Consider the following 25,826-nt stretch of genomic DNA (forward strand, 5'->3'; position numbering starts at 1 on the left):
CTAGACTATGAATCAATTAAGGGTGCCTGTAAATGGAAAAGAGTTTAGGGCCCCAAATGTCCCGCTGAGGAGTGGCGCGACGTCCCGCCCTGTACTGGAAGGCCCCGCACATGCATTCGTCCCCTTTCCCCCTTCCGCCGCGTCAGGTCGAGATCGGTGACGCGGCACAGCTCACCGGCGCCACTCCGGACGCGATCCATCGCTACCGCGAGCTGGGTCTGCTTCCTGAGCTGGAACGGGCCGGCGACGGCCACCACCGCTACGGCTATGACGACATGATCCGGTTGCTGTGGATCCACAAAATGGTCAGCGCCGGGATCGATGAGGACGACATCCGTGACATCTTCGCTGACGCTGCTCCTGCTGCCGTCGATAACGGCCGCCACACGGCCGTCGTGCAGCGAATGCGCACCGTGGAGGGCCGGATGGGTCTGCTCTCCGAGTTCGTCACCGGCCGCCTTAGAGGCCTGCCAGCGGGCTCGCTTCGCCAGGCAGACCTGGACAACCTGCTGGTCATCGAGCGGATCTTTGGCCCGCTCGGTGCGGCCGTTAATGCCGGCCGCTATATCGCCCTGGCCACTCACCCCGGTCTGCGGGAGGAATCCGACCGCGTCGAGGCCGCCGAGGACGCACTGGATGACACGGTCGCCGTCGACGATCCCTGCGTGGCGCAAGCCGCTGCAGAACGGCACGCTTTTGAACTGAAACTCGATGCCGCCATCAACGATTCCGGTCAGGCACAAAGCGACGATGAGCTTTTTGACTCCTGGGATGCGGTGCATCCGGCTGGCGCAGAAAATGAGGACGACGCCGGCGGCGGGGGAGAGCGGATAAGCCTCCTCGAAGCCGTCGGAATGATGCCCTACAACTACTCCCCGGCGCGTCTGCGCTGCATGGAACTGACCGGAGAACTCGCAGCCAACGCGTCTTCCGCTTCCTAACAGGGATCAGCAACCGGGCGGCTCTCAGGAACCGATCATTCACGTATAGCGGATTCCCCAAGAATGTGGCCGATGACCCGGGCTGCTTCCGGATAGGCGCCGGGATTGGGTCCGGAGTAGTTGAGGCGGATATGGGGGCCGGTGGGTTCGGCTGGGAACCATTCGTTGCCGCCGGCCACGAGGACGTTGTTGGTCTCGCACCTCTGGATGAAAGACGGGAGATCCGTGGCATCGGGAAGTCTGATCCAGAGGTTCAACCCGCCGGAGGGCAGGGCTGTGAGGGTGGCCAGTGGAGCGTGCTTCTCGAGACTGTCAGCAAGGAGGTCGCGGCGGGATCGCAGCTGGTGCCGAAGTCCCCGGAGGTGTGTCTGCCACCCGGGCTGCGTCACGATGTCCAGGGCCGCTGTTTGAAGGACACCGCTGACGTACATGGACGAAGCCGCGCGGTCTGCCATGATCCTTTCCCGGGCTGGTCCGCGGGCGATGATCGCAGCCACACGCAGGGCGGGTGATGCACTTTTTGTCAGCGACCGGATGTAGACGACGTGTCCGCTGTCGTCGTGAGCCGCAACGGGTGCCGGGTCGGTGGTGATGCCGAAATCGTGCGCCCAGTCATCTTCGATGAGGAACGCGCCATAGGTCCTGGCGACCTCGAGGATCTGCTGCGAGGTATCACGGGTCCATTGGGAGCCGGTGGGGTTGGCGTAGTTCGGCTGGACGTAGAAGGCCCGTGCACCGGTTTCCTCGAAAGCCCGGGCTACCTCCTCGGGGTCGGGTCCCGCGGGTCCGGTAGGAACTGGGACCAGACGGACGTCCGCCTGTGCTGCAGCGAGGATGGCGCCCCAGTAAGACGGAGATTCGATCAACAGGGGCCGGCCGTCCGTGACCAGGGCACGGAAAATGGAACTGAGTCCGCTCTGGCTGCCGGGCAAAACGATCACATCAGCCGCCGACGCCGGGGCGACGCCGGCGGGAGTCACGGCAGCCAGTTCCGAGGCAAACCAGGACCGCAACTCCGGAAGACCCGACGCCGGGGAGCGGCTCAACGCTGTGTCGTGCCGGCCTGCCCGGCCCAGAGCGGAGCGGATCAGACGCTCGGGCAGGAGTTCACGGTCCGGATAGCCGCCGTTCAAGGCGATGGCATCAGTGGATGCGGGCCTCATTGCCGCCGGTGATGATGACAAACGATTACGGGGTGCACCAAGGGCTGCAGTCTGCCAGCCGAAATCCGCTGGCCGGGCAATGCGGGCGGCACGGACGAAGGTACCAACCCCCGGCCGGCTCTCGATCAGGCCCTGGCTGGCCAGGGCACGCAGGGCCTTTTGAACCGTTACCGGGCTGGCCCCATGGCGGGACACCAGGGAACGGGTCGACGGGAGCTTTGCCCCAGCAGGAGCACTTTTGATCCACTCCTGCAGTGCTTCGACGATCCTTCTACTGCTATCGTTGGTCATGAAACTACATAGTAGCGCTACTCTCAATTCATTGGCCCCGCTATCGGCTCAGCGGACGGGGATTGCCTGGGGTTTTCTAGGGATCCTCGCCTTTTCCCTGACCGTTCCGCTCACCCGAATCGCGGTCGAAGGTTTGTCCCCACTTCTCATTGGATAGGGTCGTGCAGTCATCGCCGCGGCCCTTGCCGCGGCTGCCCTTTCCCTGACCCGGCAGCGGTTCCCAAGTGCCGGCCAGTGGATCCGGTTGGCCGTGGTTGCCGGCGGAATCGTCGTCGGGTTCCCCCTCCTTACCTCCTTCGCGCTCACGACGGCACCGGCAAGCCACGGCGCCGTCGTCATAGCCCTGCTGCCGGCAGCTACCGCGGTAACGGCCGCCATCCGGGGGAAAGAACGCCCGCACTACTCGTTTTGGCTAATGGCTGCCATCGGCGCCGTCGTTGCTGTGGGTTTTGCTCTCCTGAATGGTGGAGGGCCCAAGGAACTGACCTCAGCGGATCTGCTGTTGTTTGGAGCGGTCTTCGCCGCAGCGATCGGATACGCAGAGGGTGGACTGCTTGCCCGTGAGCTGGGCGCATGGCAGACGGTCTCCTGGGCTCTCGTCATCGCTTCTCCGCTGATGCTCACCCTCACAATCACTGCCGTCGTGCAGCATCCGCCGTCAGGGACTCCCGTCCAGTGGGCGGCCTTCGGATATTTGGCAGTGGTGAGTATGTTCCTGGGATTTTTCGCCTGGTACCGCGGACTTGCCATCGGCCCGATGGCCCAAGTCAGCCAGGTGCAGCTCGTCCAACCCGTCCTCAGCGTCCTCTGGGCCGTGGTTCTTCTCCGCGAGGAGCTCACCTGGACCACGGTCCTCGGATGTGTCGCCGTCATCCTTAGCGCCGGCATGGCCGTTCGGGTGCGGCTGAAGCGTTCTGCGTAAGCATAATTCCGACGACGGAGCAGAGATTTACCCGCTCTCATAAGCAATTTTTACCTTGTACTCGACAGAGGGGTCATTTGTTGTGACCTCAATTGTGTCTTGCCCGGGTGGCAAATCATGAGGCGTAGTGCTTGTTGCCCCCGCACTGCCATCGATGCAGACCGTTTGCGCGCCGTCCGGCAGGGAAAGTGTTCCGGGGCTGATACACGTGAGGCTTACCCAGACCTGTGTAGCTTCCCCGGACCGGGCATCCAGAGTAATGGACTGTGTGCCCGTGTATGTTCCCTCGACGGGAGCGCTGGTTGTTCCTGGACTTTGATCAATTGAAGTCGATGGGGTGGATGCGCCTTCCGGCTCACCTTGCCCTGCGCACCCCGTCAGTAAGAAAACAGCAGTAAGTGCAGCGGCCGCTTTTCCCGGCGAAATTATGTTTTTCATCTACTCGACGCTAACAAATAGCGCATGGCCCAATTCAAGTGCTTGCATCAAGTTCGAAGATAGTAATAAAAACCCGCCGGGGCTGTTGCACCAACCGGGATTGGGTTAGCCGCCGCCGAGACGACCGGGCAGGGAGCCGAAATGCGACGCCGTGTAGTCAAGCACCCTTTACGTATAGCTCGCTTGACAGTACAGTTACCTTGACATGACCCGGAGAAAGGTGAACTGATGACCGTGAAAAACGCCCCGAGCAAATGGGGCAGAGCGAAATTCGGCGGCAGCAGCGCACACCTGCTGGCCGCTTCGCTGGCCGCCGGAGTGCTCCTGTCGGGCGCTCTGGGCTGGCTCTTTATGGTGCTGCGAAACGGAGACCGTCCGCTGCTTGCCTTCGCAGTTATGGCAGTCTTCACCTTGCCGGTTGCAGCTGTGCTCGCCTGGGCAGTGCTCGTTGACCGCGCAACGCTGGCCGGGGCCCTCGAAAAACCCGAGGACTCCGTCGAATCGGCCTGGTACGAAAAAGCGGCCAGCGGTGCGTTTACGGACATTCTCCTGGTCGGGGGACTGGGCTGTGCGGCCCTTTCGTTCCTGGGAACCGAGGGAACCGCCGGTCCGATCCTGGGAAGCGTGGTCGCGTTCGCCATGCTCGACTTCGGCGCACGCTACCTGTGGCTGAAGAAAACCGCTGCCTGATGGAGAACACCCTCACCAGCCGCCGCTCTGAACTCGGCTGGTCGCAGCAGCGCCTCGCCGACGAACTGGGGGTCTCGCGGCAGACCATCATCTCGATCGAAAAAGGCCGCTACGATCCGTCACTGCCCCTGGCCTTCCGGCTGGCCGCAGTTTTCCACTGCCGCATCGAAGACCTGTTTACCCCCGGTCACGCGCCCGGCAAATGACCGGACACAAAGACAGAAAGGCGCCGCGATGACAAACCCTCTGCTTCCCTCCCGCCTGCCGATAGCCGCAGCGCCCATGGCCGGCGGACCAACGTCGACGGCGCTGGCCGCCGCAGTTGCCGCAGCCGGCGGATTCCCGTTCCTGGCAGGCGGCTACAAAACGCCGGAAGCCCTGGCCCAGGAAATCAGCGTGCTGCGCGCCGCCGGGCTGCCCTTCGGTGTGAACCTTTTTGTTCCCGCCCCTGAAACCGTCGATGAAGCAGCCTTCCGAACCTACGCCCGCGCGCTGCAGCCTGAGGCGGACCGCTATGGGCTGATCCTCAGCGAGCATCCCGTGGACGATGACGATTCCTGGGCGCAAAAGCTGGCGCTGCTGATTCAGTATCCGGTCGACGTCGTGTCGCTGACCTTCGCCCTCCCGGCGGCATCGGATATCGCGGCGCTGCAGGCTGCTGGAACCAAAGTCCTCGCCTCGGTGACCACGCCTGGGGAAGCACACCAGGCGCAGGCTGCCGGCGTCGACGGTCTGGTGGTCCAGGGGCCGCAGGCCGGGGGACACAGCGCCACCTTCGACCCCGCCCGCCGGATCGATCCCGCATCGACTGCAGACCTGGTCAAAGCCGTGCGGGCAGCAGCAGGCCTCCCAATCATCGCCGCCGGCGGCGTCGACGGCCCGGCAGCAGTCGAGGCCCTGCTGGCCGCCGGCGCTGAAGCCGTAGCGGTCGGCACCCTGCTGCTCCTCGCAGACGAAGCAGGAACCTCGCCAACCCACCGGGCCGCGCTGACCAGCAGCACGTTCACCGAGACCGTGCTTACCAGAGCCTTCACAGGCCGGCCGGCACGGGCACTGCGCAACGGATTCGCCGACCGGCACGGACACCACGCACCGACCGCCTATCCCGCCGTCCACCACCTCACCCGGGAACTGCGCCAGGCTGCCGGAAAAGCGGGCGACGCCGATACCCTCCACCTGTGGGCGGGCACCGGCTGGCGGAGCGCGCCCCGGCGTCCGGCAGCGGACATCATCGCCTGGCTGTCCGGGCCGGAACACACCCTGCAGTAGCCAATCTCACGCGTAGGCAGGGCCGGGCCGGAATGGTTTGGACAGTCCGGGCATCCTAGGCTGAAAGGGAGGAAGCGGCACGCCGCGCCCGCCCGAAACCTTTGAGAGGACCGTCTTGAGCAAGCTGCCCTGCGCCGAACTCCACCTGCACATTGAAGGAACGCTGGAGCCGGAACTGATCTTTGAACTGGCTGCCCGCAACGGCATCGAGCTGCCCTACGCGGACCTGGATGAGCTCCGTGCCCGCTACGAGTTCACGGACCTGCAGTCCTTCCTGGACCTCTACTACGCCAACATGGACGTGCTGCGCACCGAAGCCGACTTCGCCGCCATGACCCGCGCCTACCTTGCCCGCGCAGCTGCCGCCGGGGTGCGTCACGTTGAAATGATGGTGGACCCGCAGGCGCACCTGGCCCGCGGCGTCGCGCTTGAAACCTGCATTGGCGGTGTGGCCTCCGTGCTAAAGACCTCCGAAGCTGAGTTCGGAATCTCTACGGCGCTGATCGCGGCATTCCTGCGCGACCGTCCGCAGGAGGAAGCGTCACGGGTCCTCGCTGACCTGCTGGCCATGGACGCGCCCATCATCGGGATCGGCCTGGACTCAGCCGAGCTGGGCAACCCCCCGGAGGACTTTGTCCCGCTCTACGAGCAGGCCCGTGCTGCCGGCCTGAAGCTGGTGGCCCACGCCGGGGAAGAAGGTCCGTCGCACTACATTGAGCAGGCACTGGACCTGCTGCTGGTGGACCGGATCGACCACGGTATCCGCTGCATGGATGACCCAGAGCTGGTGGCACGGCTTGAACGCGACCAGATTCCGCTGACCATCTGCCCGCTCTCCAACGTCCGCCTGCAGGCCGTCGATTCACTGGAGAGCCACCCGCTGCCGCTGCTGCTCGAACAGGGGCTCAACGTGTCGGTGAACTCCGACGACCCTGCGTACTTTGGCGGCTACGTTGACGACAACTTTGCCGTCCTGCGCGAAACGTTCGACCTCAACCCCGCCCAGCTGGCCAGGCTCGCGGAGAACTCGATTACGGCGTCGTTCGCTTCTGCTGAACGTAAGGCCGAGCTGCTGGCCGAAGTCGAGGCCTGGCTCCTGGTGGAGGGGATCGACTAGTCAGGCGGCCTGACCGGTCCGCCGCGTGCATCGCCGCGCCCGCGGCGGAACGTCAGCCGCACCACAGCGCCGGCAATAACGGCCATCAGCCCCAGCGAGATGTCCAGCAGCGGAAGCGAGAGCGCCAGCAGCAGCGTTCCGGCGATTCCGACCACATTCAGCACCCGCGGCGTGTACCAGCGGCGTTTATGCAGCGTAAAGGCAATCACCGCGGTACCTCCGGCATACAGCAGCCCGGTGAACGCAGCGACGCCCAGCAGAGTGGACAAGGGGAATGCAATTACCAGAGCCATAACGACGGCGGCGCCGGCCACCACGCCAACCCAAGGGATTTCCGGCCTGCCGCGGAGCAGGGACCGCTTCCGCCCGAACGGCGCAGGCAGCTCACCCTCCGCGGCCATCGCCGCCCCGATTCGGGCGCAGCCGGCGTTCAGCGCTGACAATGCACCCAGCCCGGTGGCAGCCGCGGCGATCAGGACAACGCCGACTCCCACTCCGCCGCTCATGTCGGCCACCGGCACCACCATTGGTGTGGTTTCGGCAGCGAGCCGGGCCGGGCCGAAGTAGCTGAGCAGGGAATGGCCCAGGACCAGATACAGGCCCAGGACGACGGCGATTGCTGCCGGAAGCGCCAGCGGAATGTTTCTGCCGGGGGAGCGGACATGGGGTCCAAGCGAGGCGAGGTACCCGTAGCCAATGAAGGCAAAGTAGAGCAGGGCCGAGGATTCAAGGAGTCCGGCGAGACCGGGTTCGGGCAGCGTAGCGAGCTTGGGGTTGCCGGCCGGCAGCTCGGAGTTGAACGCCACCACGGCCACAAAGGCAAGGACTGCAATCACGAAGGCAACGATGAACCGGGATACCCAGTCGCTGCGGGTTGCCCCTAACAGGTTGAGCACTGCGGTCACGGCTACGGCCGCGACGGCCACCGCCACAGCATAATCGGGCGCCAGATACGTGCCCACCATCAGGGCTGCCACCGCGGAGGCCGCTAGCCGGGAACATAAAAAGACCCACCCGGTGACGAAAGCCGCGGTGGGGCCAAGGATCACCCGGGCGGCCCGGGTACCGCCGTCGTCGTAATTTGCCTGGCCCTCATTAAGGGCTGCACTGATTTGGAAAACCGCGACGCCGCAGGCATAGGCGACGACGGCGGCGATCACCAGGGGAACGGTCAGCGGGCCGCCGTCCGCGGCCACGGCTGCAGGGAAGACAATGAACACGCCCGCACCGACAATGGAACCGATGCCGGCAGTGGTCGCGTCGAAGCCCCCCAGCGGGCGGGCAGTGGCAGCATTGCCGGACAAACGGGCCTCCGATCGGTCAGCCCTTGGCCGGGAAGCTTGGGGAACACCGGTAAACTCAAAGAAGATCTTTACTCACAATGGGCGGAAACTGGTGTTTTCCGCAAGTAACCGTAGTTGAAAGGAATGCTGTGCTGCGCACACATGCCCTTGGTTCCCTGAGGGCCGAGCATATTGGACAGACCGTCACCCTGGCCGGCTGGGTAGCCCGCCGCCGGGACCACGGAGGCGTCGCCTTCCTCGACCTGCGTGATGCCTCGGGCGTAGCCCAGGTCGTCGTCCGTGAAGAGGACGTTTTCCACGGCCTGCGCAACGAGTACGTCCTGCAGATCACCGGCAAGGTGGAGCGCCGCCCCGAGGGCAACGAGAACCCCGCGCTGGCCACCGGCGAGGTGGAGGTTATTGCCGACGACGTCGTCATCCTGAACACTTCGGATCCGCTGCCGTTCCAGATCGATGAGCATGTTGAGGTCGGTGAGGAAGCCCGCCTGAAGCACCGCTACCTGGACCTGCGCCGTCCGGCTCCCTCCGCGGCACTGCGCCTGCGTTCCGAGGCCAACCGCGTGGCCCGCGAACTGCTCCACGACGAGGGCTTCGTTGAAATCGAAACCCCGACCCTGACGCGTTCGACGCCGGAAGGCGCCCGCGACTTTGTGGTCCCGGCACGCCTGGCACCGGGTTCCTGGTATGCCCTGCCGCAGTCACCGCAGCTGTTCAAGCAGCTGCTGCAGGTTGGCGGCTTCGAGAAGTACTACCAGATTGCCCGCTGCTACCGCGACGAAGACTTCCGCGCCGATCGCCAGCCGGAGTTCACGCAGCTGGACATCGAGGCCAGCTTTGTTGAAGAGAACGACATCATTGCCCTCGGCGAGCAGATCGTAAAGGCACTCTGGAAGCTGATCGGCGTCGAGATCCAGACCCCGATTGCCCGCATGACCTACGCGGACGCAATGGCCCGCTACGGTTCGGACAAGCCGGACCTGCGCTTCGGCCTGGAGCTGACCGAGCTCACGGAGTTCTTCAAGGACACCACCTTCCGCGTCTTCCAGGCACCGTACGTCGGCGCCGTCGTAATGCCGGGCGGTGCCTCGCAGGCCCGCCGCACCCTGGATGCCTGGCAGGAATGGGCCAAGCAGCGCGGTGCGAAGGGCCTTGCCTACGTGCTGGTTCAGGAAGACGGCTCCCTCACCGGCCCGGTCGCCAAGAACCTCACCGACTTTGAGCGCGAACACCTGGCAGAGAAGGTCGGCGCCAATCCCGGCGACTGCATCTTCTTCGCCGCCGGCCAGACCAACGAGGCCCGTGCCCTGCTCGGCGCTGCCCGCGTGGAAATCGGCCACCGCACCGGCCTGATCGACCCGAAGGACTGGGCTTTCGTCTGGGTTGTTGACGCCCCGATGTTCGAGCCCGCCGCAGCAGCAGTTGCAGCCGGCGACGTCGCAGCAGGCGAAGGCGAGTGGACCGCAGTGCACCACGCGTTCACCTCCCCGAAGCCCGAGTTCCTGGACACCTTCGACAAGGATCCGGCCTCCGCACTTGCCTACGCGTACGACATCGTGTGCAACGGCAACGAAATCGGCGGCGGCTCAATCCGTATCCACCGCCGCGATGTGCAGGAGCGCGTCTTCAAGGTCATGGGTATCTCCGAGGAGACCGCCCAGGAACAGTTCGGCTTCCTGCTTGAAGGTTTCAAGTACGGCGCCCCGCCGCACGGCGGAATCGCCTTTGGCTGGGACCGCGTGGTGGCCCTGCTGGCCGGCGCCGATTCAATCCGCGACGTCATCGCCTTCCCGAAGTCCGGCGGCGGCTACGACCCGCTGACCTCCGCTCCCGCGCCGATCAGCGCCCAGCAGCGCAAGGAAGCCGGCGTGGACTTCAAGCCGGAGAAGAAGCAGGAAAAGCCTGCTGAGACTCCCGCGTCCTAGCTGAAATGTAAGAGACCCGGCCGCCATGTTGGCGGCCGGGTCTTTTTCTGTTCGTAACCTTTACGATGCGGACGGTTAGCGCGTTTTCCAAACCGCAGCGATTCGCTTGCCTCAGATGCTGATGGTCCCGGAGATGCGGGTAGTGCATTCCCCGCCCACCCAGATGTCTTCGCCGTCAGCTTCCACATGGACTCGTCCAGTCCGGCCCAGGACCGTTCCCTGGGCAGCGGTATAGGACGACGGCGCCCGGCCGCTGCCAATCAGCCACTGCGCTGCGCCGGCGTTGAAGCTTCCAGTCACCGGGTCCTCGCAGGGGAGCTCATCGGAGATGAACGTGCGCACTTCAAACTCGGTGGCCGCGCCGTCGGGATGCGGGCCGATGACGCCGACTGCCAGGCCCGCCATGGCCGGGTAGTTGGGCTGGATCGCCAGCACCTGTTCAGCGGAGCCCAGCAGCACACCGATCCACTCAGGACCGTTGACCAGCCAGGCAGCGTCCAGCAGCGCCTCACGTGGGAGTCCCAGCCCTGCCGCAACGCGGTCCAGTTCGTGCCCAGCAACAGGCCCGAACCGTGTCAGGTCCGGAGCCGCGAACGCCAGCCGCCCGCCGCCGTCCGCTTTTATCCGCACCAGCCCGGCGGCAGATTCCTGGATGAGCGTGCCCTCCTGGCGGGGTTTGCCTCCGGCTTCCAGCCAGGCATGGGCGGAGCCGAGGGTTGGGTGCCCGGCGAACGGCAGCTCCTCGGTCGGAGTGAAAATCCGGACCCGGTAGTCAGCGCGCAGATCTTCCGGGGGCAGCAGGAAAGTGGTCTCGGACAAGTTGGTCCAGTTCGCGAACCGCTGCATCTGGGCGGCGGTTAGGCCGGAGGCTTCAAGGACGACGGCGAGCGGGTTGCCGCCGAAGGGCTCCGGGCTGAACACGTCAACCTGGACAAACGGGCGGGTGGATACGGGAATTTCGGAAGTCACTATTTGAGCTTAGTGAGTCGGCCGGGTGGATCCGCTAGCCACGGATTGCCCCAAGCTGCTCCAGTTTGTGCTGTTCGCTCCGTGGCGCGGCGGAGCGATTTCCCAAAACGGAGCGTTTTGCGCGTTCGGGCGACTCAGGCGAAAGCCGGAACCGCGAGATTCCGAAACGCCGAGCCGTGGAAGACAAGCGGCTCATGGGCGCCGTCGTGGGTTGAGTAGCCGTGAACGCGGAGCAGTACGACGGCGTGGTCCCCGGCCGGAACCTCGTTCTCAACCGACGTTTCAAGCCAGAGGGCGGCCTCGTCCAGGAACAGGGCGCCGGTGTCGGCTTCGTGCAGGCTTAGTCCGGCGAAGCGGTCGCCGTCGCGGGAAGCGATCTGGCGGCAGACGCCGTCGTGCCCCGTGCCCAGGATGGACACGCCGATCCGGTCCGCAGCCCGAAGCAGCGGCCAGGTGCGGGAGGTATTCTGCACCGCGAACATGACCAGAGGCGGATCCATCGAAACGCCCACGGTGAAGGAAGAGGCCACGATTCCCTGTGGCGCGCCGTCGACTTCGGCGCAGAGTGCTGCGATTCCGGAGGGGAAGCGCCCGAAGGCCCGGCGCAGTGCGTTGGGCTGGAGATCGGTTTCAAGTGCCATGGAGATTCCTCTGCCTGACGCGCAGCCTGCGGTGCGAACCGCGAAATGCCAGCGCTGTACTTGCCGGACCGGGAGATCCACCGGAACGGCCGAATCGTCACCTGGAGCACCCCGCTACGGCGAGAGGGTTGCCGCCCAGCCGGCCAGGGCCTGTGGCTGGAACTCTTGATTCTGGCTACCAATCTAGGAGCGGAAAGGGGCCCGGGGCAAACGTTCGTCACATACCGGCTGTGGCGGGCAACAGTTCGTAACGGGAGTACTTAACCGGTTGCCGGCCCGTTTCCTGTTTCCACAGGGGCCGGTGCCACGGCAGGGAAGTCCGGTCTGTCTCTGACACCCATCCTGTTCAGGGCCAGCGGCCTCAGGATGGACCCGCTGAGAATGACGGCTCCCAGCACCAGGCAGGAAACCAGCCACGAACCGCCGTCCTAGAGGAAGCCTGCCAACAGGGATCCTGCCGCGGCGCCAATCAGTCCTGCATTACTCAGGAGCGCCATTCCCCGGCCGAGGCGAACTCTGCCGGTCTCAGCCACGACCGCCCCATGCATCGGGATCAGCATCGCCCAGGACGCGCAGGTCAGCACCCAGAGCACCGCGATCACCAGCGGAGAGGGTGTGAATGCCAGGCATCCGGCCGCTACGCCGGAACAGACTGATGCCGCCACGTATCCGGCCCGGCGTCCGCGGCGTTCCGTATAGCGGTGCAGCACCCGGGGGAGAACAGTCAGCGCGATTCCGCCGGGCAGGTAGACGAGGGCGATCTGGTAGACCTCCAGCCCAGCAGTGTTCTGCAGATACAGAAGAAGCAGCAGCCCCACACCGGCTTCAGCAACGGCGGTCAGTGCCGCGAGGAACAGCAGCGGACGGAGCCCGCTTCCCCGGGATTCAGCCTCCGCCGCTTCTGGAGCTGACGACGGCGCCGCTGGAACCAGGACCAGCCACAGCGCTGCGGCCAGGCAGGCGGCAGCCAGAGCGGTGAAGACCCCGAAAAACCCGATGGCGGGAAGCAGGACCATGGCCGGGATCCAGAAGAACCAGGACCCGAACGATTCGGAGGACAGCAGCCCCGCCATAGACCCGGAGTCGCTGTCCAGGAACTCGGCGGCGACCGCGCGCACTGCAATCCAGAAGAGGGCACCCCCGATTCCTCCCAAAGCGGCCGCCGCCAGCGCCCAGGAAAGCGAGCCGGCGAAGGCGTAACCGAGGCAGCTGAGGGCGTAAACGAGGGCACCGGCAGCTGCGATCCGGGTCCGGGCGAAGGCATCGGTCAGCCGTCCGGCAACGGGCCGCGCTGCGACCGAGACGGTCAGCTCCACAGCAATGAGCACCCCGATGGCGGCACTGCCGATTTCCAGTTCGATTCCTGCCCACAGCGGGATCAGGAAGTCCACCAGCTCAGCTGAGCCTCCCAGCGCAGCCGCCGCCGCTGAGACAGCTCTGCGGGAGCCAGGCCTGTTTCTCATGCGCTGAGCGTAGCCGACCCGTGCGGCATGCCTTTCCGCGCCGACACGCCGAAGCACTACAGTGTCCGCATGAGACAACGGTGGTTCAAACAGGTAGACGTCTTCGGTAAAAAGCCGTACCAGGGCAACCCATTGGCCGTGGTGCTGGACGGGGAAGACCTCGACGATGAGGCAATGCTCCAGTTCGCCCGCTGGACGAACCTCTCGGAGACGACGTTCGTCCTGCCGGCAACGCAGGACGAGGCTGATTACCGGGTGCGGATCTTCACGCCCGGGGGCGAAATCCCGTTCGCAGGTCATCCGACGCTCGGCACCTGCCATGCGTGGACCGAAGCCGGCAACACTCCGATGAAGCCCGGACTGGTGGTCCAGGAATGCGGCATCGGTTTGGTTCCGCTTCGGGTCAATGCCGGGCTGGCTGCCTTTGCTGCACCGCGGCTGCTGCGGACCGGTCCGGTGGAGCCCGATGTCCTGGCCCGGGTGACGGCAGCCCTGGGACTCACTCCGGACCAGGTCCTGGACCATCAGTGGGTGGACAACGGCCCGGGCTGGCTGGGACTGCTGCTGCCTGACGCGGAGACTGTTCTGTCTGTGCAGCCCGATCACGCTGCACTCGGTGGACTGAGGGTGGGGCTGATCGGGCGGCAGCCGGAAGCCGCCGAGACGGACTTCGAAGTGCGCGCCTTTGCACCTGGTCTCGGGGTCTCCGAAGATCCGGTCACCGGCAGCCTCAACGCCGGCCTGGCGCAGTGGCTGATCGGCCAGGGCATTGCGGAGGAACGCTATACGGTCACCCAGGGCACCGCCGTCCACCGGTCCGGCCTGGTGCGCGTCTTCACCCGCGAAGGCCGCATCTGGATCGGCGGCGAGTCCGTCACCTGCATTGACGGCTCCGTTTCGCTCTAACAGTTCACCTAGCGCATCATGCCCATCGAGATGACACTTACGGCTCTTTTCAGCGCTGAAAGGAGCCGTAAGTGTCATCTCGATGGCGCGGGTAGCCTTGAAGCGTGAATGACTTGTTCAACAGCGGCGAGGACCAGGACCTGCAGGACCACGACGACGACGCCACGGAGGGCGACTCCCGTCAGCGCCCGCGCAGCCCGCTGGCGGTACGGATGCGCCCCCGCAGCCTCGACGAGGTGGTGGGGCAGCAGCACCTGCTGGCGCCCGGGTCACCCCTGCGGACCCTCGCCGAAGCTCCGCAGGGAGGACCAGCCGGCCCTTCCTCGGTGATGCTCTGGGGCCCGCCCGGCACCGGCAAGACCACCCTGGCGCACGTCGTAGCCCGCGGGCCCGGGCGCAAATTCGTTGAACTCTCGGCAATCACCTCCGGCGTCAAGGACGTCCGGCGGGTCATGGACGAGGCCCTGACCGCCAGGGACCTGCACGGTGTCACAACCGTCCTGTTCCTGGACGAAATCCACCGCTTCAACAAGGCCCAGCAGGACGCACTTCTGCCCGGTGTGGAGAACCGCTGGGTAGTACTTATCGCGGCCACTACCGAGAATCCGTCCTTCTCAGTGGTGTCGCCGCTGCTCTCACGGTCCCTGCTGCTGACCCTGAAACCGCTCACGGAAGAAGACATCGCTGCGCTGCTGGTCCGCGCAGTCCAGGATGAACGCGGGCTGGCCGGGCGGGTTGAACTCAGCGACGAAGCGCTGGAACACCTGGTCCGTCTTGCCGCGGGGGACGCACGCCGCGGGCTGACCGCGCTCGAAGCCGCAGCCGGCGTCGCCTATTCGGAACGGGACCCGGACGTTGAAGTACCGGTTGTGCTGCTGACCCATGCCGAACAGGCACTGGATGTTGCAGCCCTGCGCTACGACCGGGCGGGGGATCAGCACTATGACGTCACCAGCGCCTTCATCAAGTCGCTGCGCGGATCCGACGTGGACGCCGCCCTGCATTACCTGGCGAAAATGCTCGAAGCGGGGGAGGACCCCCGGTTTATCTCGCGCAGGCTGATGATCTCCGCGGCCGAAGACGTGGGTATGGCGGATCCGACGGCGCTGCAGACGGCGGTGGCCGCCGCCCAGGCGGTTCAGATGATCGGTATGCCGGAGGGACGGCTGATCCTTGCGGAGGCGGTGGTCCATATCGCCACTGCTCCTAAATCCAATGCCGCTTACAAGGCGATCGGCGCGGCTACGGCAGACGTACGCGCCGGCTACGGGAAAGGTATCCCTGCGCACCTGCGCGACGCCCATTATCCAGGTGCCAAGCAGCTGGGCCACGGCAAGGGCTACGTGTATTCGCATGATGAGCCGCACGGCGTGGCGAAACAGCAGTACCCGCCGGATGACCTCGTGGGGAAGGACTACTACAAGCCCACCGCGAACGGCGCGGAGCGGGACATCGCTGCCCGGCTGGAGCGCCTGCGCGGGATCATCCGCGGACAGTAGCGGACCGGGGACGGACACTGTCGGACCCTGTCGGGCAGGGAACGGGCAGGGAACAGCGCCCCGCGGTGCGCGGCCCGTACCCGAAGGCCCGCGCATGCTAGGATTGATGGTTGACTGGCAAGCGCACTGCCGGACAATCCCACCTCATCTCCGGATTAGCGTCCGGACGCGGTGGGACTGTGTCCGGTAACTGCGTTGCAGCAGAAGGCAGCGGTTGGCCGGAGCTCTCCCTAATGGAGGCCAGTGACTACGCATTAGCCGTGCACGGCGGGTTTCCCGGCGCGTACGGCAAAACCGCCAAAACAGTGAAAGGTGAACGTGGCTAATTCAACACGTGCACGCCGTCAGGCCCGCGCTTCGCGCGCCCTCGGCATTGCTTTGACCCCCAAGGCAGCAAAGTACTTCGAGCGCCGGCCTTACCCCCCGGGTGAGCACGGCCGCGCACGCCGCAAGCAGGACAGCGACTACGCAGTCCGCCTGCGCGAAAAGCAGCGCCTGCGCGCACAGTACGGCATCCGCGAAGCACAGATGACCCGTGTCTTCGAAGAAGCCCGCCGCACCGCCGGTCTGACCGGTGAAAACCTGATCGAGCTTCTCGAGATGCGTCTTGACGCCCTCGTGCTGCGTGCCGGCTTCGCCCGGACGATCGCCCAGGCCCGCCAGCTGGTTGTGCACCGCCACATCATGGTTGACGGCGCCCGCGTGGACCGCCCGTCGTTCCGCGTGTCCGAAGGCCAGCTCATCCATGTGCACCAGCGCAGCGAGACCATGACGCCGTTCCAGGTTGCCGCTGCCGGCGCCCACCGCGACGTCCTGCCCGCTGTTCCGGGTTACCTGGATGTCTCCCTGGACAAGCTGCAGGCTCGCCTGGTTCGCCGCCCGAAGCGCTCGGAAGTCCCCGTGACCTGCGAAGAGCAGCTCGTGGTGGAATACTACGCACGCTAATTCGACTGTTTTCCCGGTTTCCGGGAGACATGCGCGAAAATGGAACAGCCCGTGGCCTTTGTGCCGCGGGCTGTTTCATTTCGTGCAGGCCCCCGGCCACAGGCCGGTGCGGGAACGCGCCGCCGCCAAGTAAGTGTCCTGTCCCGTCAGTGGGTAAGGTACATAGCGGAAACTCTTCGAATACAACCCAAGGAGAACCATGTCAGGTGGAGATATTGCCGGTCTGATCGCAGCCGGGGTTTTTGCCGTGCTGGTTGCACTGCTGGCCGTCCCCATCCTCAAGCTTGGGAAGGTGTTCGACGAGCTTCGCGGATCGATCAAGACCCTGAGCGATGAGACCACTCCGCTGATCGACGAGGTGACCACCACGGTGTCCACCACCAACCTGCAGCTGCAGAAGGTGGACGGCATCTCCTCCAACGTCTCCGATGCCTCTGCAAACGTCTCTGCGCTGACTTCCCTGGTCGCCGCCACGGTCGGTTCGCCGCTGATCAAGGTTTCCGCCTTCACCTACGGAGTCCGCACCGCACTTGCTTCACGCCGGCCCGCCGGACGCGGCCGCCGCAGCCGCTAAGGCCAACCGCCACGCAGTCCACAATAGGAGCAGCACATGATTAAGCGTGTTTTCTGGATGTCGATCGGCATCACGATCGGCGTGATTGCGGTCCGCCGCATCTCCGACGCCAAGCAGACCCTTGGCCCGGCCGGCCTCAACCGCGCCGTTGGCACTGCAGCCGACGCCCTGCACGATTTCACCGACGCCTTCCGCGACGCCATGACCACCCGTGAAGGCGAGCTCCGCTCCGCCCTGGGCCTGGAAACCACGGACACGGTCGCCCAGACCATGTCTTCGGCCCGCCGCTGACTTTCTTCCACCGCGCAGCCGCCCTGCGCGGAATTGATTTACCAGAAGGGTAAGAACCACCATGAAGTCCCACGAGATCGCACGCCGCTGGCTGGATTTCTTCAGCAGGAAGGGCCACACGGTCGTTCCCTCCGCGTCGCTCGTCACCACCGACCCCTCGCTGCTTTTCACCGTCGCGGGCATGGTGCCCTTCATCCCGTACCTCACGGCACGGGAGACCCCTCCGTACAGCCGGGCCACCAGCGTCCAGAAGTGCATCCGCACAGCAGACATCGAAGAGGTCGGCAAGACGGCGCGCCACGGCACCTTCTTCCAGATGGCCGGCAACTTCTCCTTCGGTGACTACTTCAAGGAAGACGCCATCACCTTTGCCTGGGAGCTGCTGACCAGCCCCGTGGCAGAGGGCGGCTACGGCCTTGACCCCGAGCGCCTCTGGGTCACCGTCTACGAGGACGGCGACGAGCGCGACGACGAGGCCCGCGCCATTTGGCGGGACAAGATCGGCGTCCCGAACGAGCGCATCATCGGCACCGGCAAGGCAGACAACTACTGGAACACCGGCCAGGCCGGCCCCGGCGGTCCCTGCTCGGAGATCTACTACGACCGAGGCCCGGCCTACGGCCTCGAAGGCGGACCGGCAGTCGACGAGACGCGGTACATCGAGATCTGGAACCTCGTCTTTATGCAGTACCAGCTCTCCGAGGTCCGTTCGAAGACGGACTTCGACGTCGCAGGTGAACTGCCGAAGAAGAACATCGACACAGGCCTTGGCCTGGAACGCCTCGCGATGATCCTGCAGGGCGTCGAGAACATGTACGAGACGGACCAGGTCCGCCCGGTCCTGGACAAGGCAGCCGAGCTCTCCGGTAAGGCCTACACCTCCGCCGAGGATCCCTCGGACCCGCACCACGCCGATGACGTGAAGATGCGGGTTGTGGCCGACCACATCCGCTCGGCCCTTATGCTGATCTCCGACGGCGTTACCCCGTCCAACGAAGGCCGCGGCTACGTGCTGCGCCGCCTGATCCGCCGCGCCGTCCGCGCCATGCGCCTGCTCGGCGTGGAAACCGCTGTGCTGCCCGAGCTGCTGCCCGTCTCCCGCGACGCCATGAAGGGCACCTACCCGGAGGTCGAGACCGACTTCGCCCGCATTTCCCGCATCGCCTACGCCGAGGAAAAGGCTTTCCTGCGCACCATCGCCTCGGGCACCGAACGCCTCGAAGCCGCAGTGCAGGAGTCCAAGGCTGCGGGCAAGCCGCTCTCCGGCGCCGACGCCTTCGCGCTGCATGACACCTACGGGTTCCCGATCGACCTCACCCTCGAAATGGCAGAAGAAGCCGGCCTGAAGGTGGACGAAGCAGGTTTCCGTTCCCTGATGCAGGAACAGCGCCAGCGCGCCCAGGCAGATGCCCGCGGCAAGAAGCACGGCCACTCGGACATGTCCGTGTTCAACGAACTGCTGAAGTCCGGCAACACCGTGTTCACCGGCTACGACGAGCTCGCCACCGAGTCTTCCGTCCGCGGCATCGTGTCCAACGGCCAGTCAGTCTCCTACGCAGGCCAGGGCACCGAGATCGAGCTGGTCCTGGACGAAACCCCGTTCTACGCAGAAGCCGGCGGCCAGGCTGCCGACGTCGGGCTCATTACCGGCGACGGCTTCGTCGTTGAGGTCTCCGATGTCCAGCGCCCGGTCAAGGGCCTCACTGTCCACAAGGCAGTGGTCCGCGAAGGTGAAATCTCCGCGGGCGCCCTGGCCCAGGCCGTGGTTGATGCCGAGCAGCGGCACGCCGCCGAGCAGGCGCACTCCGGTACGCACATTGTGCACGCCGCCCTGCACCAGATCCTCGGCCCGGAAGCGCTGCAGCGCGGTTCCTTCAACAAGGCCGGTTACCTGCGCTTCGACTTCTCCTGGGGCGAAGGCCTTTCCGATGCCGCCAAGTCGGAAATCGAAGAGGTCTCCAACCTGGCCATCCGCAGCAACCACAAGGTCGAAACCAAGATCATGTCCCTGGCAGATGCCAAGGCGCTGGGAGCTACCGCCCTGTTCGGTGAAGCATACGGCGACCAGGTGCGTGTGGTGGAGATCGACGGCGCATGGTCCCGCGAACTCTGCGGCGGCACGCACGTTGACTCCACTTCCCGGATCGGTTCCCTAACGCTGCTCGGTGAGCAGTCCGTAGGCTCGGGTAACCGCCGCGTGGAAGCCTTTGTTGGCATGGATGCCTTCCGGCACCTCGCCGCTGAGCGCGCACTTGTCAACGAGCTCTCCGAAATGCTCAAGGTCCCCTCTGTCCAGGTGCCGGAACGCGTGGCAGCCACCCTCGCGAAGCTGAAGCAGGTTGAGAAGGAACTCGAACGACTGCGCCGCGACCAGCTTGCAGCTTCTGCTGCTGCGCTGGTGGGCACGGCCGTGGACATTGACGGAGTCCGCCTCCTGGCACACGACGCCGGCACGGTGTCCGGTGCCGATGACCTTCGGACGCTCGCCCTGGATCTGCGCAGCCGCCTTGGCAGCGAAGCAGCCGTGACGGCAGTAGCCGGTGCAGCCAACGGCCGCCCGGTGGTGATCGTGGCCACGAATGAGGCGGCCCGTGCAGCAGGAGTCAAGGCCGGTGCCCTGGTGAAAACCGCAGCCGGTGTCCTTGGAGGAGGCGGCGGCGGCAAGGACGACGTCGCCCAGGGCGGCGGATCGGATGCTGCCAGGATCTCCGAGGCGCTGGGAGCAATCCGCGCAGCAGTGGCGAACCGGGGTTAGTACCACAGTGTCCGGCTACCCGCGCGGAACGAAGCTCGGCGTCGATGTTGGACTGGCACGCGTCGGGGTCGCCTCCTGCGACCCCGACGGCCTGCTGGCCACCCCCGTGCGCACGTTGAAACGCGATGCCAAGAAGAACAGCGATATCCAGGTGCTGGTGAGGGAAGCTGCCGAGCGGGGAACCGTCGAGTTCTTTGTCGGCCTGCCGCAGAGCATGAAGGGCACGGAAACAGCTTCCACCGCGATGGCCCGAGACTATGCCCAGGTCCTCGCAGAGTTCCTGGATAAGGCAGGACTGGACGTGCCTGTCCGGCTTATTGATGAGCGGCTGAGCACAGTGAGCGCACACCGCTCCCTGCGGGAAGCTGGCTTGGACACAAGAAATCACCGTAGAGTAGTAGACCAAGTGGCCGCTGTGGGTATATTGCAGCAGGCCATTGACATGCAGCGTTCCCTGGGACGCGATGTGGGGGTGCCGGTCACACTGCGCCGGAGCAAGCGATCTGCTGCTCCGGCCCCGAACGAGGAGCCAACTATTTCCGAGGAAAGCCGCCCCGAAAGCGATACGGCGTCGTGAGCCACAGGTACCCCGACTCCCACGGTGCAGAAGAGCATCCGGACCATGTGCCCGGCGTGAACCGCGATGCCCAGCACCCGGATGACCAGTATGCGGATGCCTACGCGGAGGGGCACTACGAAGAGCCGCAGTACCAGGATGCCCGTTACGCAGAGGCACAGTACGCGGAGGCCTACAGCGGGACCGGGCACCATGAACCGGCTCCCGCCGTGCAGACTTTCTTTGCTGAGGATGAGGCTCCCAGCAGGCGCAGCCGCCGCCCAACCCGCGCCAAGCAGCGCCGCCGGCGGCGCCGGACAATCGTTATGGTCCTAGTCCTCGCGGTCTTCGCCGGTGCTGTCTTCGGACTGACCGTCTTCCTCCGTGACCTGCTGGGCATGAACGAGGTCAAGGACTATGAGGGACCGGGGGAGGGAACTGTCTCTTTCGTGGTCCAGCCCGGTGACGGGCCCCTGGTGATCGGCAACAACCTTGCCGGCCAGGACATCGTCGCGAACAGCAAGACTTTCCTCGAGGTCTTCCAGCAGGAATCCCAGGGCCGGGAGATCCAGCCGGGAACCTTCGAGATGCGTTACCAGATGAGTTCCTCAGGGGCACTGGAAGCCCTGCTGGGTGACGGGGGGACGGCAGTTCACTACGCCGCAATCGACCGTGACCTGCGCCAGAGCGAGACCTTTGACAAGCTCGTCGAATCCACCGGCATTCCGTTGGAGACGTTCACTGCCCTGGCACAGAATCCGCAGGACTTTGGCCTGCCGGCCCAGGCAGTCAGCCTGGAAGGCTACCTCTTCCCCGGTGAGTACCGGTTCCCGGTGGACATGACCGCCGAGGACATTATTGGCGAAATGACCCAGAACGCGTTTGCCGCTCTTGAGGACGCAGGCATCACGGACCCGACGCAGCAGTACGAGGTGCTGACCAAGGCCAGTATCATCCAGGCGGAGGCAGGGGAGGCCGACTACGCCACAGTGGCAGGTGCAATCGAGAACCGCCTGCGTGCCGACAATACGGAGACCAACGGACTCATCCAGTCCGATGCGACGGTGACCTACGGCCTGAACCGCAAGAGCTACAACCTCACACCGGAGGAGAAGGCGGACACCTCAAACCGCTGGAACACCTATGCGAACCCGGGCCTGCCGGTGGGACCGATCGGCTCTCCCAGCGAGGAAGCGATCGACGCTGCCGCCAACCCGGCGGACGTTCCCTACTTCTACTGGGTGACGGTCAACCTGGACTCCGGGGAGACCAAGTTCTCCAGCACGCTGGCCGAACACGGACGCTACGTTGCCGAGTACCAGGAATGGTGCGGCACGCAGAAAGCCGGAAGGTGCGAATAGTTGCCTGGCCGCAAACGCGCGGCGGTACTGGGACATCCGATTGGGCATTCCCGGTCCCCCCAGCTTCACCGTGCCGCGTATGAGTACCTGGGTTTTGACTGCAGCTATGAGGCGATTGACGTAGAGGAAGCAGCCGCAGCGGACTTCGCTGCGGCTGCCCGTCAGGACCCGGCATGGAACGGACTGTCCGTCACCATGCCGCTGAAGGCTGCCATGGCTGCCGCCGTCGACCACCTGGATCCGCTGGCACACGCCCTTGGTGTGCTGAACACCGTCACATTTGACCATGGACCCGGCGGGGCCGTGCTCACCGGCTGGAACACCGACGTCCTCGGGCTGGTTAACGCCCTGCGCCATGCCGGCGCCGGGGACGCGCCCCGCGGAATTGTCCTGGGGGCCGGTGGAACCGCGTGTGCCGCCGTGGCCGCATTCTCCCGGATGGGCTGCACCGCTGTGGACGTCTACGCCCGCAGCCATCAGCGCGGGGACCAGGCGCAGAATACCCAATCACGGGGATCGGCCCAGGCGGCCAACGTATCGAAGGTCGGTGCCGCGCTTGGCATCACCGTCAATCTGCACCCCTGGAACGACGCTGCACAGGCGTGCACGGAGGCCGACGTCGTCATCTGCACCCTCCCGCCGCGCGGAGCAGATGCCCTTGCTGACGCCTTTAACGCGCTCGGTGCTGCCCGCACCGGCGCCGTCCTGCTGGATGCTGCCTACGACCCGTGGCCCAGCCGGATCGCGCAGGCCTGGGAAAGCGCCGGAGGAACGATCGTGCCGGGCCTTGAAATGCTTCTGTACCAGGCAGTGGAACAGGTCCGTCTGTTTACCGGGAACGCGTTCCGCGACGAGGACGCCGTCATAAACGTGATGTGTGACGCAGTGGGACTGCCTGCGCGCTGAACGCACCTTCCGAACGTGGCAGTATTGAAGCCATGTTGCGTTGGTTGACCGCCGGTGAGTCCCATGGGCCTGCACTGGTTGGAATTATTGAGGGCGTCCCCGCGGGCGTCGAGGTAAGCACCCCGTCCATCCAGGAAGCACTGGCCCGCCGCCGTCTTGGCTACGGCCGCGGCGCCCGGATGAAGTTCGAACAGGACGAGGTCCGCATCCTTGGGGGTGTCCGCCACGGACTGACCCAGGGCGGCCCGGTGGCGATCGAGGTCGGCAATACGGAGTGGCCCAAGTGGGAGCAGATCATGGCATCTGATCCTGTGGCCCCGGAAATCCTTGAGGGCCAGGCACGCAACGCCCCGCTGACCCGGCCCCGCCCGGGACACGCGGATTTCACCGGTATGCAGAAGTATGGCTTCAGCGAGGCCCGGCCGGTACTTGAGAGGGCCAGCGCCCGGGAGACCGCAGCCCGTGTGGCGCTTGGCGCCGTCGCCTCAGCCTTCCTGAACCAGCTCGGCGTCGAACTGGTCAGCCACACTGTCTCGATCGCCGGCGTCGGTTCCCCGGAAGGCTCCGCGCTGCCGCTGCCCGCCGACGTCGCAGCACTGGATGAAAACCCCATGCGCTGCTTTGACCCTGCAGTCACCGAAGCGATGGTTGCCGAGGTGGATGCCGCGCACAAGGAAGGCGAAACGCTGGGCGGCGTCGTCGAGGTGCTGGCCTACGGACTCCCGCCGGGACTGGGCAGCTACGTCCACTGGGACCGCCGTCTGGACGCACGCCTGGCCGGAGCCCTGATGGGTATCCAGGCCATCAAGGGCGTTGAAGTGGGCGACGGTTTCCTCACGGCATCCCGCCGCGGCTCGGCAGCCCACGACGAGATCCTGCAGGATGAACTGGGACGGGTTGTCCGCTCCGGCAACCGTGCCGGGGGCATCGAGGGCGGCATGAGCGTTGGCGAAGTGCTGCGCGTCCGTGCAGCCATGAAGCCCATTGCCACCGTTCCCCGTGCCCTGAAGACGGTGGACGTCGCTACCGGCGAGCCCGCCCGCGCACACCACCAGCGTTCGGACGTCTGTGCCGTGCCCGCTGCCGGCGTGGTTGCCGAAGCCATGGTTGCCCTGGTGCTGGCTGAGGCCATGACGGAAAAGTTCGGCGGTGATTCGGTGGTGGAGACCGCAAGGAACCTGCGGACCTACCTTGAGAACATTCCGGAGTTCCTCGCCTCGACCGGTACCGTTACAGGTGCCTGATAAGCACCTGGTCCTAATCGGGCTCATGGCAGCCGGCAAATCCGTTGTCGGCCGCTCACTGGCAGCCCGCCACTCACTGCCGTACGTTGATACTGATCAGCTGGTAGTGGAGGAACACGGACCTATCCCGGAGATTTTCGCGCGCCACAGTGAACGCTTCTTCCGCGAGGCAGAGGCGCAGGCAGTGGCCGGTGCGCTCGGTTCCCCTAAACGCTCGGTGATCTCCCTGGGCGGCGGAGCCGTCCTGAACACCGGAACCCAGCAGCTGCTGGATCGCGCTACGGTGGTATTCCTGGACACGGATCTGGCCACGGTGCTGCCGCGCATTTCGCGCACCGCCCACCGGCCGCTGCTGGCCGGCGACCCCGCGGCGCGGTGGAGTGCGCTGGCCGAGGTCCGCAGGCCAATATACGAATCGCTGGCAGACATAGTCATAGATACCAGGGGCCTGGCAGTAGCCGAGGTGGTGGAACGCATCACCGCAGCCCTGGACGAAGGAGAGAACTAAATGCCCGCTGAAGCCACCACCATTGAAGTGACGGGTGAGAGACCCGCAGAGAATTACGACGTCGTGATCGGCAACGGGCTGCTGGGCCGCCTGCCGGCCATGCTGGGGGAGCGGGTCCGCCGGGTGCTGGTCATCCATCCCCGCGCCCTGCGCACCACCGGGGACACCGTGCGCGACGAACTGGCAGAAGCCGGCCTGACTGCACTCACCGCAGAGATTCCCGACGCCGAAGAGGGCAAGCACATCCAGGTGGCTTCCTTCTGCTGGCAGGTGCTGGGCCAGAACGACTTCACCCGCTCAGACGCCATTGTGGCCGTGGGCGGCGGCGCAGTCACCGACGTCGCCGGTTTTGTGGCCGCGACCTGGCTGCGCGGCATCAAGGTGGTGCACATCCCCACGAGCCTGCTGGGCATGGTGGACGCCGCTGTTGGCGGCAAGACGGGCATCAACACCGCTGAAGGCAAGAACCTGGTTGGCGCCTTCCACCCGCCCGCCGGTGTGCTGGCAGACCTTGATGCCCTTGGCTCGCTGCCGAAGAACGAACTGCTCAGCGGCATGGCCGAAGTGGTCAAGTGCGGCTTCATCGCCGACCCGGCGATCCTGGACCTGATCGAAGCGAACCCGGAGGCAGTCGCTGACGGCGGCTCCGACGTCGTGCGTGAACTCGTTGAGCGTGCGGTGCGGGTCAAGGCAGAAGTTGTTTCAGGTGACCTGCGCGAAGCAGGACGCCGTGAGTTCCTGAACTACGGCCACACCCTTGGACATTCAATTGAGCTGGCCGAACGGTACCAGTGGCGCCACGGTGCCGCGGTTTCCGTCGGTATGGTCTTTGCAGCTGAACTGGGCCGCACTGTGGGCCGGCTCGACGACGCCACGGCAGACCGGCACAAGGAAATCCTGACCTCCCTGGGGCTTCCGGTGAGCTACCGCCGGGACCGCTGGAGCGCCTTGCTGGACGGCATGCGCCGGGACAAGAAATCCCGTGGTGACCTGCTGCGCTTTGTTGTCCTGGACGGACTCGCGAAACCTTCCATCCTGGAAGTCCCGGACACCTCGCTGCTCTTTGCCGCTTACCAGGAGATCGCCTCCGAACCGGAGACCGGGATTCGCCTCAGCCTGTAGGGAATCGCCGAACAGGTAGAATGGTCGAC

Annotated in this window: 24 protein-coding genes and 1 riboswitch; of the genes, 19 read left to right on the forward strand and 5 right to left on the reverse strand. The window is 65.4% G+C overall.

Going from position 1 to position 25,826, the window contains the following annotated elements:
- Nucleotides 1-110 precede the first annotated feature (110 nt).
- Nucleotides 111-941 carry a MerR family transcriptional regulator gene (locus tag AO716_RS11540; RefSeq protein ID WP_055240977.1) on the forward strand — a complete coding sequence of 277 codons (831 nt, stop codon included), beginning with the start codon at nt 111-113 and terminating at the stop codon, nt 939-941.
- A gap of 35 nt (nt 942-976) precedes the next feature.
- Here the strand turns inward: AO716_RS11540 and AO716_RS11545 are convergent, their stop codons facing one another.
- Nucleotides 977-2,395, reverse strand: a complete 1,419-nt coding sequence (locus AO716_RS11545) for a PLP-dependent aminotransferase family protein (protein WP_055240978.1) — start codon at nt 2,393-2,395, stop codon at nt 977-979.
- Nucleotides 2,396-2,564: 169 nt separating this feature from the next.
- On the opposite strand from AO716_RS11545, the gene AO716_RS11550 reads away from it, so the two are divergent.
- From AO716_RS11550 to AO716_RS11570, 5 genes are all read left to right on the forward strand, one after another.
- Nucleotides 2,565-3,317: a DMT family transporter gene (locus AO716_RS11550; RefSeq protein WP_235472110.1), complete on the forward strand. Its 753-nt coding sequence runs from the start codon at nt 2,565-2,567 to the stop codon at nt 3,315-3,317.
- Between the two features lie 666 nt (nt 3,318-3,983).
- Nucleotides 3,984-4,445: a hypothetical protein gene (locus AO716_RS11555; RefSeq protein ID WP_055240979.1), complete on the forward strand. Its 462-nt coding sequence runs from the start codon at nt 3,984-3,986 to the stop codon at nt 4,443-4,445.
- Nucleotides 4,445-4,651, forward strand: coding sequence for a helix-turn-helix transcriptional regulator (locus tag AO716_RS11560; protein WP_055240980.1), 207 nt, complete (start codon nt 4,445-4,447; stop codon nt 4,649-4,651). Before AO716_RS11555 ends, AO716_RS11560 begins: the two co-directional genes overlap by 1 nt.
- A gap of 28 nt (nt 4,652-4,679) precedes the next feature.
- Nucleotides 4,680-5,714, forward strand: a complete 1,035-nt coding sequence (locus AO716_RS11565; RefSeq protein ID WP_055240981.1) for a nitronate monooxygenase — start codon at nt 4,680-4,682, stop codon at nt 5,712-5,714.
- A 115-nt stretch (nt 5,715-5,829) separates the two neighbouring features.
- Entirely contained in the window at nt 5,830-6,831 is a 1,002-nt protein-coding gene (locus tag AO716_RS11570) for an adenosine deaminase (RefSeq protein WP_055240982.1), read from the forward strand.
- On the opposite strand, the gene AO716_RS11575 is transcribed toward AO716_RS11570, so the two are convergent.
- Complete coding sequence (locus AO716_RS11575; RefSeq protein WP_055240983.1) at nt 6,828-8,135, reverse strand: APC family permease; 1,308 nt, start codon at nt 8,133-8,135, stop codon at nt 6,828-6,830. The two genes, AO716_RS11570 and AO716_RS11575, sit on opposite strands and share 4 nt — an antisense overlap.
- 128 nt (nt 8,136-8,263) lie before the next feature.
- Between AO716_RS11575 and aspS the strand changes: the two genes are divergently transcribed.
- Complete coding sequence (gene aspS, locus AO716_RS11580; protein WP_200907618.1) at nt 8,264-10,057, forward strand: aspartate--tRNA ligase; 1,794 nt, start codon at nt 8,264-8,266, stop codon at nt 10,055-10,057.
- Nucleotides 10,058-10,168: 111 nt separating this feature from the next.
- Here aspS and AO716_RS11585 read toward each other — a convergent pair whose 3' ends face one another.
- The 3 genes from AO716_RS11585 to AO716_RS11595 form a co-directional block, all read right to left on the reverse strand.
- Nucleotides 10,169-11,026, reverse strand: coding sequence for a PhzF family phenazine biosynthesis protein (locus AO716_RS11585; protein ID WP_055240985.1), 858 nt, complete (start codon nt 11,024-11,026; stop codon nt 10,169-10,171).
- 134 nt (nt 11,027-11,160) lie between these two features.
- Nucleotides 11,161-11,667 carry a flavin reductase family protein gene (locus AO716_RS11590; RefSeq protein ID WP_055240986.1) on the reverse strand — a complete coding sequence of 169 codons (507 nt, stop codon included), beginning with the start codon at nt 11,665-11,667 and terminating at the stop codon, nt 11,161-11,163.
- 51 nt (nt 11,668-11,718) lie between these two features.
- Nucleotides 11,719-11,838, reverse strand: a riboswitch (SAM riboswitch).
- A 257-nt stretch (nt 11,839-12,095) separates the two neighbouring features.
- Nucleotides 12,096-13,130 (reverse strand): MFS transporter, encoded by a 1,035-nt coding sequence (locus AO716_RS11595; RefSeq protein ID WP_055240987.1) that lies wholly within the window; start codon nt 13,128-13,130, stop codon nt 12,096-12,098.
- 69 nt (nt 13,131-13,199) lie between these two features.
- Here AO716_RS11595 and AO716_RS11600 point away from each other — a divergent pair, with 69 nt between their 5' ends.
- From AO716_RS11600 to aroB, 12 genes are all read left to right on the forward strand, one after another.
- Complete coding sequence (locus tag AO716_RS11600) at nt 13,200-14,036, forward strand: PhzF family phenazine biosynthesis protein (protein ID WP_055240988.1); 837 nt, start codon at nt 13,200-13,202, stop codon at nt 14,034-14,036.
- A 104-nt stretch (nt 14,037-14,140) separates the two neighbouring features.
- Entirely contained in the window at nt 14,141-15,535 is a 1,395-nt protein-coding gene (locus AO716_RS11605; RefSeq protein ID WP_404320089.1) for a replication-associated recombination protein A, read from the forward strand.
- 318 nt (nt 15,536-15,853) lie between these two features.
- A complete protein-coding gene (gene rpsD / locus AO716_RS11610) occupies nt 15,854-16,480 on the forward strand; it encodes a 30S ribosomal protein S4 (protein WP_055242205.1) in 627 nt (208 codons plus the stop codon).
- Between the two features lie 199 nt (nt 16,481-16,679).
- Nucleotides 16,680-17,054, forward strand: coding sequence for a DUF948 domain-containing protein (locus AO716_RS11615; RefSeq protein WP_055240989.1), 375 nt, complete (start codon nt 16,680-16,682; stop codon nt 17,052-17,054).
- A gap of 36 nt (nt 17,055-17,090) precedes the next feature.
- The gene (locus tag AO716_RS11620) at nt 17,091-17,345 is read left to right on the forward strand and encodes a hypothetical protein (RefSeq protein WP_154578147.1); all 255 of its coding nucleotides are present in this window, start codon (nt 17,091-17,093) and stop codon (nt 17,343-17,345) included.
- Nucleotides 17,346-17,406: 61 nt separating this feature from the next.
- The gene (gene alaS, locus AO716_RS11625) at nt 17,407-20,100 is read left to right on the forward strand and encodes an alanine--tRNA ligase (protein ID WP_055240990.1); all 2,694 of its coding nucleotides are present in this window, start codon (nt 17,407-17,409) and stop codon (nt 20,098-20,100) included.
- Between the two features lie 7 nt (nt 20,101-20,107).
- Nucleotides 20,108-20,677: a Holliday junction resolvase RuvX gene (ruvX, locus tag AO716_RS11630; RefSeq protein WP_055240991.1), complete on the forward strand. Its 570-nt coding sequence runs from the start codon at nt 20,108-20,110 to the stop codon at nt 20,675-20,677.
- A complete protein-coding gene (gene mltG / locus AO716_RS11635) occupies nt 20,674-22,017 on the forward strand; it encodes an endolytic transglycosylase MltG (RefSeq protein WP_235472070.1) in 1,344 nt (447 codons plus the stop codon). The genes ruvX and mltG overlap by 4 nt, the downstream gene beginning before the upstream one ends.
- On the forward strand, nt 22,018-22,923 hold the full coding sequence (locus AO716_RS11640) for a shikimate dehydrogenase family protein (protein WP_055240992.1): 906 nt from the start codon (nt 22,018-22,020) through the stop codon (nt 22,921-22,923).
- 32 nt (nt 22,924-22,955) lie between these two features.
- A complete protein-coding gene (gene aroC / locus AO716_RS11645) occupies nt 22,956-24,167 on the forward strand; it encodes a chorismate synthase (protein ID WP_055240993.1) in 1,212 nt (403 codons plus the stop codon).
- Nucleotides 24,160-24,675: a shikimate kinase gene (locus AO716_RS11650; RefSeq protein WP_235472071.1), complete on the forward strand. Its 516-nt coding sequence runs from the start codon at nt 24,160-24,162 to the stop codon at nt 24,673-24,675. Before aroC ends, AO716_RS11650 begins: the two co-directional genes overlap by 8 nt.
- A complete protein-coding gene (aroB, locus tag AO716_RS11655) occupies nt 24,676-25,797 on the forward strand; it encodes a 3-dehydroquinate synthase (protein ID WP_055240994.1) in 1,122 nt (373 codons plus the stop codon).
- Nucleotides 25,798-25,826 lie beyond the last annotated feature (29 nt).

Source organism: Arthrobacter sp. Edens01, assembly GCF_001307035.1.
Taxonomy (GTDB): Bacteria; Actinomycetota; Actinomycetes; order Actinomycetales; family Micrococcaceae; genus Arthrobacter_B.